The organism is Geodermatophilus sp. SYSU D00691 (assembly GCF_054050275.1).
Genome location: NZ_JBJGYZ010000002.1, coordinates 141,035 through 157,293, shown reverse-complemented (window position 1 = coordinate 157,293; position 16,259 = coordinate 141,035). Strand labels below are relative to the sequence as shown.

The 16,259-nt window shown below is 74.8% G+C and carries 19 protein-coding genes; 14 read left to right on the top strand and 5 right to left on the bottom strand.

What is annotated here, in order from left to right:
- The first annotated feature begins 2 nt into the window (after window positions 1–2).
- The 5 genes from cpaB to ACI797_RS02235 are packed head-to-tail and all read left to right on the top strand — an operon-like array spanning window position 3 to window position 5,230.
- A complete protein-coding gene (gene cpaB / locus ACI797_RS02255; protein WP_456856901.1) occupies window positions 3–758 on the top strand; it encodes a Flp pilus assembly protein CpaB in 756 nt (251 codons plus the stop codon).
- A complete protein-coding gene (locus tag ACI797_RS02250) occupies window positions 755–1,942 on the top strand; it encodes an AAA family ATPase (protein WP_456856900.1) in 1,188 nt (395 codons plus the stop codon). The genes cpaB and ACI797_RS02250 overlap by 4 nt, the downstream gene beginning before the upstream one ends.
- Window positions 1,942–3,393, top strand: coding sequence for a CpaF family protein (locus ACI797_RS02245; protein ID WP_456856899.1), 1,452 nt, complete (start codon window positions 1,942–1,944; stop codon window positions 3,391–3,393). Before ACI797_RS02250 ends, ACI797_RS02245 begins: the two co-directional genes overlap by 1 nt.
- Window positions 3,390–4,331, top strand: coding sequence for a type II secretion system F family protein (locus ACI797_RS02240; RefSeq protein ID WP_456856898.1), 942 nt, complete (start codon window positions 3,390–3,392; stop codon window positions 4,329–4,331). The genes ACI797_RS02245 and ACI797_RS02240 overlap by 4 nt, the downstream gene beginning before the upstream one ends.
- On the top strand, window positions 4,331–5,230 hold the full coding sequence (locus tag ACI797_RS02235; RefSeq protein WP_456856897.1) for a type II secretion system F family protein: 900 nt from the start codon (window positions 4,331–4,333) through the stop codon (window positions 5,228–5,230). The genes ACI797_RS02240 and ACI797_RS02235 overlap by 1 nt, the downstream gene beginning before the upstream one ends.
- Window positions 5,231–5,248: 18 nt before the next feature.
- On the opposite strand, the gene ACI797_RS02230 is transcribed toward ACI797_RS02235, so the two are convergent.
- The gene (locus ACI797_RS02230; RefSeq protein ID WP_456856896.1) at window positions 5,249–5,596 is read right to left on the bottom strand and encodes a hypothetical protein; all 348 of its coding nucleotides are present in this window, start codon (window positions 5,594–5,596) and stop codon (window positions 5,249–5,251) included.
- Window positions 5,597–5,737: 141 nt separating this feature from the next.
- Here ACI797_RS02230 and ACI797_RS02225 point away from each other — a divergent pair, with 141 nt between their 5' ends.
- The 5 genes from ACI797_RS02225 to ACI797_RS02205 all read left to right on the top strand — a co-directional run bounded on the left by ACI797_RS02225 (window position 5,738) and on the right by ACI797_RS02205 (window position 8,298).
- Window positions 5,738–6,877 (top strand): baeRF2 domain-containing protein, encoded by a 1,140-nt coding sequence (locus tag ACI797_RS02225; RefSeq protein ID WP_456856895.1) that lies wholly within the window; start codon window positions 5,738–5,740, stop codon window positions 6,875–6,877.
- On the top strand, window positions 6,874–7,131 hold the full coding sequence (locus tag ACI797_RS02220) for a DUF2795 domain-containing protein (protein ID WP_456856894.1): 258 nt from the start codon (window positions 6,874–6,876) through the stop codon (window positions 7,129–7,131). The genes ACI797_RS02225 and ACI797_RS02220 overlap by 4 nt, the downstream gene beginning before the upstream one ends.
- Before the next feature lie 13 nt (window positions 7,132–7,144).
- On the top strand, window positions 7,145–7,375 hold the full coding sequence (locus ACI797_RS02215) for a hypothetical protein (protein WP_456856893.1): 231 nt from the start codon (window positions 7,145–7,147) through the stop codon (window positions 7,373–7,375).
- Window positions 7,372–7,794, top strand: coding sequence for an acyl-CoA thioesterase (locus ACI797_RS02210; protein WP_456856973.1), 423 nt, complete (start codon window positions 7,372–7,374; stop codon window positions 7,792–7,794). The genes ACI797_RS02215 and ACI797_RS02210 overlap by 4 nt, the downstream gene beginning before the upstream one ends.
- A gap of 69 nt (window positions 7,795–7,863) precedes the next feature.
- Complete coding sequence (locus ACI797_RS02205; RefSeq protein ID WP_456856892.1) at window positions 7,864–8,298, top strand: ChaB family protein; 435 nt, start codon at window positions 7,864–7,866, stop codon at window positions 8,296–8,298.
- A gap of 12 nt (window positions 8,299–8,310) precedes the next feature.
- Here the strand turns inward: ACI797_RS02205 and ACI797_RS02200 are convergent, their stop codons facing one another.
- Together ACI797_RS02200 and ACI797_RS02195 are read right to left on the bottom strand one after the other, a co-directional pair.
- Window positions 8,311–9,621: a M24 family metallopeptidase gene (locus tag ACI797_RS02200; protein WP_456856891.1), complete on the bottom strand. Its 1,311-nt coding sequence runs from the start codon at window positions 9,619–9,621 to the stop codon at window positions 8,311–8,313.
- A 45-nt stretch (window positions 9,622–9,666) separates the two neighbouring features.
- A complete protein-coding gene (locus ACI797_RS02195) occupies window positions 9,667–10,851 on the bottom strand; it encodes a diguanylate cyclase (RefSeq protein ID WP_456856890.1) in 1,185 nt (394 codons plus the stop codon).
- A 76-nt stretch (window positions 10,852–10,927) separates the two neighbouring features.
- Here ACI797_RS02195 and ACI797_RS02190 point away from each other — a divergent pair, with 76 nt between their 5' ends.
- Genes ACI797_RS02190 through ACI797_RS02175 form a run of 4 tightly spaced genes read left to right on the top strand, consistent with a single transcriptional unit; the run spans window position 10,928 to window position 12,916 of the window.
- Entirely contained in the window at window positions 10,928–11,401 is a 474-nt protein-coding gene (locus ACI797_RS02190; RefSeq protein WP_456856889.1) for a cupin domain-containing protein, read from the top strand.
- Window positions 11,402–11,443: 42 nt separating this feature from the next.
- Window positions 11,444–11,626, top strand: a complete 183-nt coding sequence (locus ACI797_RS02185; RefSeq protein ID WP_456542905.1) for a hypothetical protein — start codon at window positions 11,444–11,446, stop codon at window positions 11,624–11,626.
- Window positions 11,627–11,660: 34 nt separating this feature from the next.
- A complete protein-coding gene (gene npdG, locus ACI797_RS02180; RefSeq protein WP_456856888.1) occupies window positions 11,661–12,359 on the top strand; it encodes an NADPH-dependent F420 reductase in 699 nt (232 codons plus the stop codon).
- 11 nt (window positions 12,360–12,370) lie between these two features.
- Window positions 12,371–12,916, top strand: a complete 546-nt coding sequence (locus tag ACI797_RS02175) for a gluconokinase (RefSeq protein WP_456856887.1) — start codon at window positions 12,371–12,373, stop codon at window positions 12,914–12,916.
- On the opposite strand, the gene ACI797_RS02170 is transcribed toward ACI797_RS02175, so the two are convergent.
- Together ACI797_RS02170 and ACI797_RS02165 are read right to left on the bottom strand one after the other, a co-directional pair.
- Window positions 12,900–15,449 carry an ATP-binding protein gene (locus ACI797_RS02170; protein WP_456856885.1) on the bottom strand — a complete coding sequence of 850 codons (2,550 nt, stop codon included), beginning with the start codon at window positions 15,447–15,449 and terminating at the stop codon, window positions 12,900–12,902. The genes ACI797_RS02175 and ACI797_RS02170 overlap by 17 nt on opposite strands.
- A 145-nt stretch (window positions 15,450–15,594) precedes the next feature.
- Window positions 15,595–16,026: a hypothetical protein gene (locus tag ACI797_RS02165; RefSeq protein WP_456542251.1), complete on the bottom strand. Its 432-nt coding sequence runs from the start codon at window positions 16,024–16,026 to the stop codon at window positions 15,595–15,597.
- Window positions 16,027–16,259 lie beyond the last annotated feature (233 nt).

Genomic DNA, 16,259 nt, shown 5'->3' with positions numbered 1-16,259 from the left:
CCGTGACACGCCGAATCATCGCCGCGCTGGCAGCCCTGCTCCTCGCGGGCGCGGGCACCGTCGTGCTGCTCGCCTACGTGCGGGGCGCCGAGGCGCGCGCCCTCGCCGGGGTGGAGTCGGTCGAGGTCCTCGTCGTGGCCGAGACCATCCCGTCGGGCACCCCCGCCGAGGAGGTGGCGTCCCTGGTCGACCTCCGGCTGGTCCCCGCCAAGGTGGCCGCCACGGGACGGGTGCACGACCTGACCGCCCTGGCGGGCCAGGTCACCACCGTCACCCTGCAGCCGGGCGAGCAGCTGCTGACCAGCCGCTTCGCCGACCCCGCGCAGCTGACCGGCCCCGGGATCGTCCCGGTCCCCGACGGGTACGAGGAGATGAGCGTGCTCCTGGAGCCCCAGCGGGCCGTCGGCGGCCGCCTGGCCGCGGGGGACACCGTGGGGGTGTACGTGTCCCTGGAGTTCGAGGACGGCACGTCCACCAGCCACCTCGTCCTGGACCACGTCCTCGTCACCCAGGTCCAGGGCGCGCCGGCCGTCGTCACCGCGTCCGACGACGGAGAGTCCGACACGGCCTCGGCCGGCACGGCGGCTCCGGCGGGCAGTCTCATGATCACTCTCGCCGTCACCGCACGGGCGGCGGAGGCGGTCGTCTTCGGCGCCGAGCACGGCAGCCTGTGGCTGTCGCTGGAGCCGGAGGGTGCCGACACGAGCGGGACCAGCGTGGTCACACAGGGCTCCATCTACGGGAAGGACTACCAGTGAGCCGTGTGGTGCTGGCTGCCGCCGACGACGACCTGCGGCAGCGGGTCTCCGCCGCCGTCGACGGGGACCTGAGCGAGCTGCCGCCCGGACGGCTGCCCGCGGACGCCGCCCGGTTGCTCGAGCTGCTGGCCGACGCAGAGCTGCCCGACGTGCTCTGCGTCGGGCAGGGAGCCGCACCGCAGGAGGTGCTCGCCCTCGCCGCCCGGCTCGACGTGCAGTGCCCTGGGATCAGCGTCGTCCTTGTGGCGGACCCCACGCCCGAGCTGTGGCAGGCGGCGATGCGGTCGGGCGTCCGCGACGTGGTGTCCCCGGCCGCCGGCGTGGAGGAGCTGCGTGCGACCGTCGATCGCGCCGCCGAGGCGGCCATCGGGCGGCGGCGGGTCCTCCGCCCGGTCTCGGAGACCGCGCGCTTCACCGGACGGGTCATCACGATCGCCTCGCCGAAGGGCGGCGTCGGCAAGACCACCGTCGCCACGAACCTCGCGGTCGGCCTGACCGAGGCCGCTCCCCAGTCCACGGTGCTGGTGGACCTCGACGTGCAGTTCGGCGACGTCGCTTCGGCGCTCGGTCTCGAGCCCGAGTACACGCTGCCGGACGCCGTCCACGGCCCGGCCAGCCAGGACACGATGGTGCTCAAGACGTTCCTCACCCAGCACCCCACCGGTCTGTACGCGGTCTGCGGCACGGACTCGCCGGTCGAGGGCGACAAGGTCACCGCCGAAGGCGTCGGCCGGCTGCTCGCGGCACTGTCGCGCGAGTTCCGCTACGTGGTCGTCGACACCGCACCGGGGCTCTCCGCGCAGACCCTGGCCGCGCTCGACCGGGCGACCGACGTGATCCTGCTGACCAGCATGGACGTCCCCGGGGTCCGGGGCCTGCGCAAGGAGCTGGACGTGCTGCGCGAGCTGTCCATGATCCCGGCCGGCCGCCACGTGGTGATGAACTTCGGCGACACCAAGGGCGGGCTCGCGCTCCGCGACGTCGAGCGGGCCATCGGCACGTCGGTGGACGTCGTGCTGCCCCGCTCGTCGGTCGTGCCCCCGTCGACGAACCAGGGCGTGCCGCTGCTGCAGTCCGGAGGAAGGGATCCCGTGGTCAAGGAGCTGCGCCGGCTGGTGGGCCGGTTCGCCGCCACCCCGATCGAGGCCAGTCGCTACCGGGCCCGGCACCGGGCGGCGTCCTGATGGACCTCAACTCCCGCTTCGAGGCCCTGCGCGGCCGCCACACCGCCCCGGACGCGCCGACGACCCCGGCGCCGCTCGCGCCGGCACCCGACGCCGATCCCCGGCAGGTGGCCGCACCGCGACCCGTCCCCCCGCTCGCGGTCGCCCCGCCGAGCGACGCGCTCGTCCGGCTCAAGGACCGGGTGGCGAAGGCCCTGTTCGAGCGCATGGGCAGCCGGATGAACGACCCGAGCCTGGCCGAGGACAAGCTCCGGGCCCTCGTGCTCGGCGAGCTCGACGAGGTCGTCGACGAGGAACGGATCCCGCTCAGCAGCGAGGAGCGGCAGCGGCTGACCGCCGAGCTGGCCGACGACGTCCTCGGCCTCGGACCGCTGCAGCGGCTGCTGGACGACCCGACGATCAGCGAGATCATGGTGAACGGCCCCGACCTGGTCTACGTGGAGCAGTCCGGGAAGCTGGTGCGCACCGGGGTGCGGTTCACCGGCGAGGAGCACCTGCGCCGGGTCATCGACCGGATCGTGTCGCGGGTGGGACGCCGGATCGACGAGAGCTCGCCGCTGGTCGACGCGCGGCTGGCCGACGGCTCCCGCGTCAACGCGATCATCCCGCCGCTGGCCTTCAGCGGGTCCACCCTGACCATCCGCAAGTTCTCGAAGGACCCGTTCACCGTCGACGACCTGCTGGGGTTCGGCACGCTCTCACCGGAGATGGCCGAGCTGCTGCAGGCCTGTGTCGAGGCCCGGCTCAACGTCATCGTCTCGGGGGGCACGGGTACCGGGAAGACGACGCTGCTCAACGTCCTCTCCTCGTTCATCCCCGAAGGGGAGCGCATCGTCACGATCGAGGACGCCGTCGAGCTCCAGCTGCAGCAGGAGCACGTCGTCCGGCTGGAATCCCGGCCGCCCAACATCGAGGGCCGCGGCGCCGTCACCATCCGCGACCTCGTCCGCAACTCGCTGCGCATGCGCCCCGACCGCATCGTCGTCGGGGAGTGCCGCGGCGGGGAGTCCCTCGACATGCTGCAGGCGATGAACACCGGCCACGACGGCTCGCTGTCGACGGTGCACGCCAACTCGCCCCGCGACGCCATCGCCCGGCTGGAGACCCTCGTGCTCATGGCGGGCATGGACCTGCCGCTGCGGGCGATCCGGGAGCAGATCGCCTCGGCCGTCGACGTCGTGGTCCAGCTGACCCGGCTGCGTGACGGCACCCGCCGGGTCACCCACGTGACCGAGGTGCAGGGCATGGAGGGGGAGACGGTCACCCTCCAGGACGCCTTCCTCTTCGACTACTCGGCCGGGGTGGACGCGGCCGGCCGGTTCCTCGGCAAGCCGGTGCCCACCGGTGTGCGGCCCCGGTTCACCGACCGCTTCGCCGAACTCGGCATCGCGCTCTCGCCCCGGGTGTTCGGGGTCGCCGAGGTGCCCCGGCAGAGGAGCTGGGCCGGATGACGGAGACGCCGCTCGTCCTCGGGGTGGCGGCGGTCCTCGCCGCGTTGCTGCTGCTCGCGCTCGTCGTCCTCCCCGCCGGGCCCGCCCGGGTGCCCCTGAGCCGGCTGGACCCCGCGCTCGCGCCCCCGTCCTCCGCCCTGGCCGGCGTCGGCGCCGTGGCGGGGGCGGCCGTGGACCGGGTGCTGGAGAAGCAGGGCCGCTCGGCCTCCGGCGCAGCCGCGCTCGAACGCGCCGGGCTGAAGACGTCGCTGTCCGACTTCGTCCTGCTCGTCGCGCTGCTCACCCTGGCCCTCGGGGCGGTGGGCACGCTGCTCGGAGGGCCGCTGCTGGGCGCGATCGTGGCGGTGGTGGGGCCGCTCGGCGCCAAGCTGGTCCTGTCGTTGAAGGCGGGGCGGCGTCACAGCGCGTTCGCCGACCAGCTCGACGACTCGCTGCAGCTCATGGCCAGCAGCCTGCGGGCCGGGCACAGCCTCTTGCGCGCAGTGGACTCGGTGGCCCAGGAGGCGTCCGCGCCCACGTCGGAGGAGTTCGCCCGGATCGTCAACGAGACCCGGGTCGGGCGCGACCTCAACGCCTCCCTCGACGAGGTGGCTGCTCGGATGGGCAGCGACGACTTCGCCTGGGTGGCCCAGGCGATCGCGATCCACCGCGAGGTGGGCGGCAACCTGGCGGAGGTCCTCGACGCGGTGGGGCACACCATCCGGGAGCGCAACGCCATCCGCCGCCAGGTCAAGGCGCTGTCGGCTGAGGGCAAGCTCTCCGCCGTGGTGCTCATGGCGCTCCCGTTCGGGGTCGCCGGGTTCATCTGGATGACCAACCCCGGCTATCTCGCCGGCTTCACCGAGAGCTTCGCCGGCTACGCCATGCTCGGGGTCGCCGTGCTGCTGCTGCTGGCCGGTGGGTTCTGGCTCACCAAGATGGTGAGGATCCGGTTCTGATGGTCGGTCTCCCCGTCCCCGTCCTCGTGGCCATCGCGGCCGTGGCCGTGGCGCTGCCGGTGTTCGGCTGGGCACTGGTCGCCCGCCCAGGGCTCGCGGTGCAGCAGGCCCGCACCAACCTCACGCGCGGGCTCGACCTGGGCGAGTCCGGGGCCGGCAACGGCCGCACCGCGCCGTCGTTGTTCCTCCGGGCGGTGCACGCGCTCACCCCTCGGGGCACGGTGGCGCGGATCGACCGGCTGCTGGCCACCGCCGGCCGGCCCGGAACCTGGCCGGTGGCGCGCGTGGTCGCCGCCAAGATCGTGCTCGCGCTCGTGGCGGCGGCTCTGGGGTCGCTGGTGTTCGCGGCGCGTCCGGGACTTCCCGTCGTGCTGCTCACCCTGGGCGTGACCCTGCTCGCCTACTACGTGCCCGAACTTCTCCTGCACAGCCGTGGGCAGGAGCGGCAGAAGGCCATCGGCCTGGAGCTGGCGGACACGCTCGACCAGATGACCATCGCCGTCGAGGCCGGGCTGGGCTTCGAGTCGGCCATGGCGCGTGCCGGGAAGAACGGGAAGGGTCCCCTCGCCGAGGAGCTGGTCCGGACGCTGCAGGACATCGCGGTCGGTCAGCCCCGCCGCGAGGCGTACCTGGCTCTCGCCGAGCGCAACGGTGTGGTCGACCTGCGCCGCTTCATCCGCGCCGTCGTGCAGGCGGACGCGTACGGGGTCTCGATCGCCGACGTGCTGCGCACCCAGGCACAGGAGATGCGGCTCAAGCGCCGTCAGCGAGCGGAAGAGCGGGCGATGCAGATCCCCGTCAAGGTGATCTTCCCGCTCATCCTCTGCATCTTGCCGGCGTTGTTCGTCGTGCTCCTGGGCCCCGCGGTCATGGACATCGTGGGGGTGTTCAGCGACTGACGCGGTCCTGGCCGCCGCTCAGCCGGTGGAGCGCGGCTGGGCCGGGTTGGTCGGGTCGCCCTGGGACGGCGGGTTCATCGCCGGCCCGGTCGTGGCCTCGGAGACCTTCGAGCCGCCCGCCGCGTGCACCGGCGCCTCGGCGGCGAAGTCGGCGGCCGGGTCGCCGCCGGACGGCTGCGCGCCGTTGCGGAGACCCTCGAGCCGGTTCCGCAGCACCTCGACCACCGGCAGCCGGTTGCCGTGCGCCTGCTCGTACTCCAGGAGGGTCTGCACACCCGCCTCGTCCAGGGTGCGGATGCGCGACGTCAGCCCGCCCAGCGGCAGGTGGTCGTAGTCGGGCAGGGGGAGCTGGTCGTGCTCGGTCATGCCGACCGCCTACCCGTGCCCCCGGCATCCGAACCCGGGGTGTGAGGGGACGGTCGCTGGGTAGGCGGCGACCACCACCGGGCGCTGCTCGTGCGCGCCCGAGCTGGTCCACCCGAGCCGACCGAGGAGTTGTCCGCACCCATGGACGTGTCGTTCCTGGAGCCCGTGTTCTCCGCACCCGGGCCCTACGCCACGGTCTGCGCCGACGTGACGCACACGACCGAGAACGCCGACACCGAGCTGGACCTGCGGGTCCGCGCGGTGGCCGAGAAGCTGGCCGAGCAGGGCGCCCCCGAGGCGGTGGTCGAGGCGGTCCGCGGACGGCTGCTGGAGGGCAACGACGGCGGTGAGGCCGGCACGTGGCGCGGCCGGGCGGTCGTCGTGGCCGCCGACGGCACGGTGGTGCTCGACTCCCCGCTGGTCGACCAGCCGCGCCAGGAGCTCGCCGAGTGGTCCCCCCAGCCGGACCTGCTGCCGGTGCTCCGGCAGCTGCCCGGCCGGATCCCGCACATCGTCGCGGTCGTCGACCGCGTGGGCGCCGACATCACCGTGTCGGCCCGCCCGGGCCAGACGATCGAGGAGAAGGAGGTGGAGGGCGACAGCTTCCAGATCCGCAAGTTCCAGGGCGGCGGCTGGGCGCACCACCGCTACCAGCACAACGCCGAGAACAAGTGGGTGCACAACGCCGACAACGTGGCGGAGAGCATCGCCTCGATGGTCCGCCGGCTCCAGCCGAAGTTCGTCCTCGTCGCGGGGGACATCCGGGCCCGGCAGATCCTCACCGACCGGGCCAGCGAGCTCTGGAAGGACCTGGTCGTCAGCATGGACGAGGGCGGGCGCGCCGCCGGCGCCGACCTCGAGCCGGTCCAGCGGCGCGAGGCCGAGCTGCTCGCCGAGCACGAGGCCCACGAGGAGGCCCGCGCGGTCGAGCAGGTCGAGGCCGCGTCCGCGCACGGGCTGTCGGTGACCGGCACGGCGCTGGTCGTCGAGGCCCTGCGCAAGGGCCAGGTCGAGACGCTGGTCCTCGCCGACCAGCAGGACGACGAGAAGCTGCTGGTGGGCGGCTCGCCCCTGGAGCTCGGCGTCGACCACGGCGACCTCGAGGCGCTCGGCAGCCAGGAGTCCCACTCGGTGCCGGCCGACCGCGCGCTGCTCGCCGCCGCCGTCGGCAGCTCCGCCGACGTCGTCGTCGTGCCCCGCGCGGCGATGCCCGGGGACATCCCGGTGGCCGCCGTCCTGCGCTACACCGACGCCTCCACCCCGGGAGGGCAGGACGCATGAGCGATCCGCACCGGCCCGCGACCGCGCCGGGCACCGACCAGGCCGGGCTCGACCGGCGGGCCGCGCTCGCCGAGCACCTGGGCAAGGAGGTGTGGCCGGCCGACCGCGACGAGCTCGTCACCCGGGCGACGGAGAACCACGCCCCCGACGGCGTCCTCGCCGACCTGCGCCGGCTGCCCGGGGACGAGCGGTTCGAGAACGTGCAGGCGGTCGCCCAGGCGCTCGGGCTGGGCACCGAGCAGCAGCGGTTCTGAGGAGGGCGCGGTCATGACGACGAACAAGGAGCCGAGCCCCGAGGCGCTGGCCAACGTCACCGAGGGCAACATCGGGACCCGCGCCCAGCTGCTGCCCGAGGAGGAGGAGATGAAGGGCAGCGGCATGGAGGAGGTGGCCGCCGAGGTGATCCTCGCCGAGTCCGAGGAGCGCACGGTGCACACCGACCCCGACGACGCCCAGGGCGGCCACCGGCAGTCGTCGGACACGGCGGACCTGCCCTGAGCGAGGTCCACGAACCCGGCGTCCACGAGCACCGGGTCCAGCTGCGCTGGTCCGACCCCGACGTCTACGGGCACGTCAACCACGCGCGGGCCCTCGGCCTGCTGGAGGACGCCCGCCTGGCGGTGGCGGCCGAGGCCCCGGGCGTCGCCGCCGGCGGGCAGCCGGGCGTCATCCTCGCCCGGCTCGAGGTCGACTACCTGCGCCAGCTCTACTACCGCGCCGGCGAGCAGCTGCTGGTGCGCAGCTGGGTGACCCGCCTCGGCACCAGGTCGTTCACCATGCGCCAGGAACTGGTGCAGGACGGCGAGGCGGCGATCCGGCTCGACGCCGTCCTCGTCCTCTTCGACACCGCCACCGACACCTCGCGCGCGCTGACCGGCGAGGAGCGGGCGTTCTGGAGCCGGTACCTCATCGGGTGAGCCCCGACCTGCGGGGATGACGCCGGCGGACCGCGGGTAGGGCCGTTCGTGATCACGAGAGGAGCGGTCATGCCGAAGACCACGACCAAGGGCACCGCGAAGAAGAGCGAGCTGCCCAGCACCCTCAAGCGCTCGCCGGCCAAGGCGCAGCGCACCTACGCCAAGGCGCACGACTCGGCGCTCGACGAGTACGGCGACGAGCGGCGCGCCAACCAGGTGGCGTGGGCCGCGGTCAAGCACAGCTTCGAGAAGGTCGGCGACCACTGGGAGAAGAAGGCCGGCGGGCGCAAGGGCCCGTCCGACGCGCAGGCCGCCGGCGGCCGGGGCACGGGCCGGAAGACCAAGGGCGGCGTCGACGCCAACGCGCCCAAGTCGCACCTGCTCGACATCGCCAAGAAGCTGTCGATCTCCGGCCGCTCCACGATGAAGAAGAAGGAGCTCGTCGACGCCATCCAGAAGGCGAACGGCAAGAAGACCGCGGACGCGCGCAAGAAGAAGAAGTAGGCCCCGCCGCGCTCAGCCGCCCGGGACGACGACCAGCTCGGTCTGCCGGTCGTCGAGGTACTCGACCCCGTCCGCGCTGAGCGCGACGCCCTGCTCCAGGGCCATCCGCACCGTCTGCCCGCCCCACTCGGGTACCGGCACCCGCACGCACAGCTCGAGCGCGTAGGCGGTGTCGGGCCGCAGCCGCCGCGCACCGGCCCCCGGGACGCCGCCCTGCTGGTCCCACAGGCCGATCGCCGGGCCGGCCCCGTGGCCGTGGTAGCCGACCGGGTGGGAGTAGACGTCGCCGTCGATGCCGTCGGCGGCCGCGGCGGCCCGGGCGGCGGCGAGCACCTCGTCGCCGGTGCGGCCGGGGACCATCGCCGCCGTCGTCAGGTCCTGCATGCGGTTGCCGACGGCCAGCGCCGCCCGCAGCCCGGCCGGTGCCTGCGTCTCGCCGGGCCGCAGCACGTAGCAGTTGCGCTGGGTGTCGGTGGCCAGCCCCAGGCTGGTGAGCCCGACGTCGCAGTGCACGAGGTCGCCGGGCTCGATCACCGCGTCGAAGGGGACGGCGGGCAGCGTCGTCCCGCGCTCCTCGACCAGCGGGACGCCGGCCCGCTGCAGGCCGACGGTGGGCTGGAACCAGGCGGCCACGCCCAGGTCGGCGAACCGCTGCCGGATCCACCAGGCGAGGTCGAACGCCGTCGTCACCCCCACGGTGATGGCGGCGGGGGAGTAGGCCTCGGCGATCACCTGGTGGGCCAGCCGGTTGAGCGCGTGCAGCGCCGCGATCTCGGCGGGCAGCCGGGTCTCCAACCAGCTGATCGCGAGCTCCTCGGCCGGGACCAGCCGCTCGGCGTAGCGGCCGAGCGCGGCGGTCAGCTGCCCGAACTCGGTGTGCGAGAGCCCGTCGGCGAGCGCGAAGTCGGCCGACACGTCGATGCCGATCCGCCGGGGATCGGCCTGCTCGACGATCCGGCGCACCACCGCCCACTGCGACTCCTCGGCCGGCACCCCGGCGTCCTCGTCGGGGGACCAGGCGGGCACGAACAGGCCGACCGGGTAGCGGGAGACCGCCGCGGCCGTGACGCCGTCGTCGCTGCGGTGCAGGGCGAGGATGGTGCGCCGCCGCGCCGACAGCCAGGTGGCCGGCAGCAGCGTGGGCAGGACCGGGTCCTCGTTGTACTCCCGGCCGACCACCAGCCACAGGTCGATGCCCGCGTGGTCCATCAGCCCCGGCAGCAGGTCGAGCAGGCGCTCGGTCAGCCACCGGTCGCGGACCTCGGCCTGCTCGCGCAGCGGCAGCGGCACCGTGCGCGTCGGGTCGGGCGCGACGAGGGTCATGCGGACAGCGAAGCAGACAACCGGCCGGTCCACCGGTCGAACGCCCTACGCGACGTCGCTGGCCGGGGTCTCCGGTAACGGGCCGGGCACCGGCTCCGGCGGGGACGGCGGCTCGACGACCCGGGCCGGCCTCGGGTGCGGCAGCTGCAGGGCGGCCACCCGGTCGCGGCCCTGCTGCTTGGCCTCGTACATCGCCGCGTCGGCGCGGTCGATCAGCCGCCACAGCGCCCCGGGGACGTCCTCACCGTCCGCCGGACGGGTCAGCGCGACCCCGATCGAGGCGGTCACCGCCTGCCCCTCCGGGGTGCGGGCGGCGGCGACGGCCGCCCTCAGCCGCTCGGCCAGGTGGCCGGCCTCGGCCGCATCGCCGACCAGTCCGAGGACGACGAGCTCCTCGCCCCCGGTGCGGGCCAGGACGTCGGCGGGCCGCACGCTCGCCGCGAGCGCGGCGGCCACCGCGCGCAGCACGGCGTCCCCGGCGGCGTGCCCGTGGAGGTCGTTGAGCGCCTTGAAGTGGTCGAGGTCGAGCACCATCGCGGCGACCCGCGTGCCGTCGCGGCGGGCCTGCCGCCACACCCGGGGCGCCTGGTCGACCAGGTAGCGGCGGTTGTGCAGCCCGGTGAGCGGATCGCGCACCGACAGCGCCCGCATGGCGTCGATCAGCCGCTCCACGCGCCGGCGCAGCACGAAGACCGCGAGCGAGACGACCGTGAGGATGCCCGAGTTCACCACCAGCTGGACGGTCAGACCGGTGGTCTCGTGGTGCGTCTGGACCAGCGCCAGGACGACGGCGATCGGGGTGACCACGAGGTTGACGGCGAACTGCCACCGGCCGAGGAACCACGCCGCGACGAAGCAGGGGAACAGCAGTGCCAGCGGGGTCGTGTAGTGGATCGGGTCGGCCAGGCAGCGGCTCACCACGACGTAGACCAGGTCACCGAGCAGCACGAGGGCGAAGGTCTGCGGCCGGGTGGCGCTCCGGCGCAGGGCCAGCAGCACGGCCAGCCCCATGCAGAGGGCCATCGTGCCGCCGTAGAGCCACCGTTCGCTCTGGCGGACCATGTCGTCGACGAACAGGTTCGCCGAGCCGATCAGCCCGGCGAGGAAGAGCAGGGTCGCCAGGGTCCGGGCGGCGACCCGGTGCTCGGGTCCGCGGGCGAGCACCGCCAGACCCGACCCGAGGTCCGTCTCCGCGGCGCCGCTGTCGAGCACCGCTGCAGGATGCCTCATGGAGGTGAATTCCAGGGGGCTTCCCGATGTCGTCACCCGCTGTCACGACGCGGCCCCCGGTGCCAGGGTGGGGTGCATGTCGCACCCCGACCCGTCGCTCTACGACGTCCGCACCGTCGCCGAGCACCCGCTGGTGGACCACGGCCCCACCAGCTCGCTGCGCATGGTGGCTCCCGGCAGCGCCACCGGCGGCCGCTTCGGGCTCCTCGAGTACCGGGTCGCGCCGCGGTCGGCGGGCGCGGCGCCGCACTACCACCGGACGTTCAAGGAGTCGTTCTACGTGCTCAGCGGCGAGCTGACGGTCTACGCCGGCGGGCGGTGGCAGCCCTACCGGGCCGGCGACTTCGCCCTGGTGCACGAGACCGGCGTGCACGGGTTCCGCAACGACGGCGACAAGGAGACCGCGTTCCTCATCCTGTTCGCCCCGGGCATCGCGCGGGAGAACTTCTTCGCCGAGATCGCCGAGCTGCGCCGCAGCGGCCGCGAGCTGAGCGACGAGGAGCGGACGGCGTTCTACGCCCGGCACGACCAGGTCATGGTGGACGTCTGAGCTGCGTGCTTGCATGGAGGCCCCCGACACGAGGAGGCCGAGATGGCCGAGGGTCCCTGGTTCTTCTGCCTGAAGCACCACACGGTCGAGCCGCGGGACGGCTGCGCCGAGCGGCACCGGCTCGGGCCGTACGCCACCCGCGAGGAGGCCGAGCACGCGCTGCAGTCGGTCGCCGAGCGCGAGGAGAAGCTGACCGCCGAGGACCGCCGGTGGGAGGGCGACTGACGGTCGCCCCGAGGCGTCCGGGCATGATCGCGGCATGACGGACGGGCGCGCGGTCGAGGAACTGGTCGTCGGGGTGCTCGGGGGGACCGGGCCGCAGGGCCGGGGGCTGGCGGTGCGGCTGGCCGCGGCCGGGCAGCGGGTGCTGCTCGGGTCCCGGGACGCCGACCGGTGCGCGGTGATCGCCGAGGAGGTCGCCGAGCGGGCCCGGTCGGCCGCCGCGCCGGGGGTGGCGGTGTCGGTGACCGGCGGGGGCAACGCCGACGTCGCCGGTGCGGCGGACCTGGTGATCGTGGCGGTGCCCTACGACGGGCACGCCGCGCTGCTGGCCGGGCTGGCCCCGGCGCTGGCCGGCAAGGTGGTGGTGGACTGCGTGGTGCCGATGGGCTGGGACGAGCTGGGCGCCTACGTGCTCGACGTGCCGGAGGGGTCGGCGGCGCAGCAGGCCGCGGCGCTGCTGCCGGACTCCACGGTGGTGGGGGCGTTCCACCACCTGTCGGCGCGGCTGCTGGAGGACCTGTCGCACCCGACGATCGACGGGGACGTGATGGTGGTCGGGGACGACCGGGCGGCGATGGACCTGGTGCAGGCGCTGGCCGGGCGGCTGCCGGGGATGCGCGGGATCTACGCCGGGCGGCTGCGCAACGCCCGCCAGGTCGAGGCGCTGACGATCAACCTGGTGTCGGTCAACCGCCGCTACAAGGCCCACGCCGGGATCCGCATCACCGACGTCTGAGGGGAGCAGCTGTGACGGAGTCCCCGCGGACGACGACGGTCGTGGTCATGGGCGTGTCCGGCGCCGGCAAGTCCACGGTGGCGGCCGAGCTGGTCGCCCGCCTGGGCTGGGAGTTCGCCGAGGGCGACGAGTTCCACCCGCCGGAGAACGTCGAGAAGATGCGCGCGGGCACCCCGCTGGACGACGACGACCGCTGGCCGTGGCTGCGCCGGCTGGCCGACTGGATCGGCGAGCACGAGCGCGACGGCCGCGACCTGGTGGTCACCTGCTCGGCGCTCAGGCGCGCCTACCGCGACGTGCTCTGCGACGGCCACCCCTCCGTGTGGTTCGCGCACGTCAGCGCCGATCCCGAGCTGATCCGCGGCAGGGTCGAGGCGCGCACCGGCCACTACATGCCGCCGTCCCTGCTCACCAGCCAGCTGGCGACCCTCGAGCCGCTCGGGCCCGACGAGCCGGGCGCCGTCGTGTCGGGGATCGCGCCGAAGGAGCAGGTCGCCGACGAGCTGCTGCGCCTGCTGTCGGCCGAGCGGGAGGTCCGCCCTACCGCGTCCGGATGACCACCGTCGTCCCGGCCGGGCTCGGGGTGGCGGTGATCTCGGCGACCGCGCTCATCAGCGCCGACCCGCGGCCGCGGTCCATGCTCGGCACGCGCTCGCGCCACTGGCCGTAGTCGCGCACGGCGATCTCCACCGCGCCGTCGCCCACCCGGGCCGAGACGTCGAAGAACGGCTCGGTCGGCTGCTGGGCGTGCTCGATGGCGTTGGTGGCGGCCTCGCACGCGGCCAGCACGAGGTCGTAGGCGTCGTCCTCGCCCACGCCGGCGTCGGCGAGCACGGCCCGCAGCCGCGCCCGCACGGCGGGGATGGACCGCGGGCTCGACGCGAACCGCCACGACGCCTCCGCCGTCCCGGTCACCGGGACCGGCGCCGGCCGCGGCTCGGGGACCGCGGCCGCGTCGCGCGGCTCGACGGGCCGGGGGAGGGCGACCGGGGACGCCGCCACGGTGGGCGCCGGCTCCCGGCCGGCCGCCCGCTCGACCAGCACCCGCACCCGGGCGACCAGCTCCGGCGCCTCGAACGGCTTGGCCAGGTAGTCGTCGACCCCGGCGGCGAAGCCCTCCACGGCGGCCTCCTGGCCGGCGCGGGCGGTGAGCATGAGCACCGGGATCCGCCGGGTCGCGGCGGAGCGGCGCAGCTCGCGGAGCAGCTCGAACCCGTCCATCCCCGGCATCATCACGTCGGTGACCACGAGGTCCGGCGGCTGCGCGGCCACCGAGGCCAGCGCCGACTGCCCGTCCGGGGCGGTGCGGACCGTCCAGTGCGGCGCGAGCAGCCGGGTCAGGTAGGTGCGCATGTCGGCGTTGTCGTCGACGACGAGCACGCTCGCACCGGAGACGGACGGCGGGGCGGCCGGGACGGCGGCGACGTCGTCCCACGGCACCGAGGCCGCGCCGGCCGCGTCCTCGGACGGCGCCGCGGCGGCGTGCCCGGGCGCGTCCGGGACGCCCCAGGGCATCCGCACCGTGAAGGTGCTGCCCTCGCCCGGGGTGCTCACCACGGTGACGCTGCCGCCGTGCAACTCCACGAGCTCGCGCACCAGGGCGAGCCCCAGGCCGCTGCCCTCGCGGCTGCGCGCGGCACTGCCGGCCACCCGGTGGAACCGCTCGAACAGCCGCGGGAGCTCCTCGGCGGGGATGCCCACGCCGGTGTCGGCGACGGTGAGCTCGAAGCCGTCGGCCCCCGCGCGCAGCGCGACGCGGATGCTCCCGACGAAGGTGTACTTCACCGCGTTGGCGACCAGGTTGACGACGACCTTCTCCCACATGCGGGGGTCGACGTGGGCCGGGTGCGGCAGCGGCGGGCAGTCGACGTCGAGCCGCAGGCCGGCCCGCTCGGCGGCCGAGCGCAGCAGGCCGGCCAGCTCGGCGGTCAGGCCCGGCACGTCGGTCTCGACCCGCACGGGGGTGGCCCGGCCGCCCTCGATGCGCACGAACTCCAGCAGGTCGTCGACCAGCCGCCGCAACCGCCGGCCGTTGCGCAGGGCCAGCTCCAGCTGCTCGCGGGCGTCGGCGTCCAGCCCGGCCTCGCCGAGCAGGTCGGCGATCGGCGCCAGCAGCAGGGTCAGCGGCGTGCGCAGCTCGTGGCTCACGTCGGCGAAGAACGCCGTCTTGGCGCGGTCGAGCTCGGCCAGGGTCTCGGCCCGCTCCCGCTCGGCTGCGAAGGCGCGGGCGTTGACCACCGCGCCGGCGAACTGGCCGGCCAGCAGCTCGTGGAACGACCGGTGCTCCGCGTCCAGCGCCCGGTTGGGGCTGACGCCGGCGACCAGCAGGCCCACCGGGTCGCCGTCCCGCCCGCCGGAGAGCGGCAGCGTCACGGCCTCGCGGACGGGGTCGCCCCAGGGACCGCCGGGGATCGCCAGCGTCCCGACGTCGCGGGGCAGCACCTCCGCGGCGGCGGCCACCGACGCCGGCAACCGCTCGGCGTCGCAGCCGCAGGTGGCGGCCAGGTGCAGCCGGCCGTCGGGGGAGGAGAGGTAGACCGCGGCGAACGGGACGTCGAGCGCCCCGTCGGCCAGGGCCGCGCACATCTGCTCGACGGTGGACCGCTCCTCGGCCAGCCGGCCCGCGGCCGCGGCCACCTGGTGCAGCAGGCTCTGCCGGCGCTCGGCCAGCACCTGCCGGGTGACCTCGGTGCACACGGCGTGCATCCCGGCGACCTCGCCGTCGTCGCCGTAGGCGGGGGCGTGCGAGACGGTGAAGTACGTCTCCTCGCGGTACCCGGCGCGCTCGAGCAGGAGCAGCAGCTGCGGGATCCACGACGGCTCGCGGGCCGCCATCGCGTGCTCGACCGGCTCCTGCAGGGCCGCCCAGCCCTCGGCCAGGGTGATCCGCAGGTCGTCGCCGATGGCGCCGGGGTGCTTCGCGCCGATGAGCGTGGCGTAGGCGTCGTTGTAGAACTGCGTGTAGCCCGGGCCCCAGGCCAGGATCATCGGGAACCGCGAGGCCAGCACGGTCCGGACGGCGAAGCGCAGGCTGGCCGGCCAGGTCTCCACCGGGCCCACCGGGGTGGTCGCCCAGTCGAAGGCGGCCATCAGGCGACCGTTGTCGCCCCCGTCGCGGAAGACGTCGGCAGCACCGGGCCCCACGGGTGGAACCGGGACCACAGCACCTCCAGCGGGCCACGTACGGGGGGCGACAGGCACGGTACCCGGCGCAACTGGGTGGGGCCCGACCGAGTCAGCCGTCCGGGTGCTCGCCCTCGTCCCGCCCGCGGCGGCGCAGCAGACCGGTGACCGACCCCACCCGGGTCTGCGCCTGCCGCACCGAGGCGATCAGCGGCATGAGGTCGTCGTGGATGCGGCGGAGGGTGTCCGGGACGGTGTCGACGGCGGGGTCGTCGAGCACCCGGCCCAGCCGCTCCAGGCCGGGGCGCAGGGCGCGCACCGGTTCCTCGAGCTCCTCGACGAGGGCCTCCAGCCGCTCGGCGGTCCGCTGCGCCGAGGCGATGGTGTCCTTCGCCGTCGTCGTGGCGTCGGTCAGCTGCCGGACCGTGCCCTGCAGGTCGGCGAGCGTGCGCGGCAGCTGGGCCAGCGCCTCGGTCTGCCGCTGGAGGAGCTCCAGCAGCTCCGACAGGCCGGGGATGCGCCCGAAGCCGCGGAAGGGGTCCACGCCCAGCACCGTCGGGGACGGGACCGGGTGCCGCAACCGCTGGCGCGGGGACCTCCACCGGGGAAGCGCCATCGGCGCTCATCGCTGCCGCAGCACCGGGCGGCCTGGCGGTTCGAACCCCGGGCCGCCTGCCTGCACGGCGTGTCGATGAACCCGCACCGACGGCGGCGCCACGCCGCCGTCGGTGACGACTTCCGTTGCGCGAGCGCCGTCAGCGTCCCCGCAATCCATGC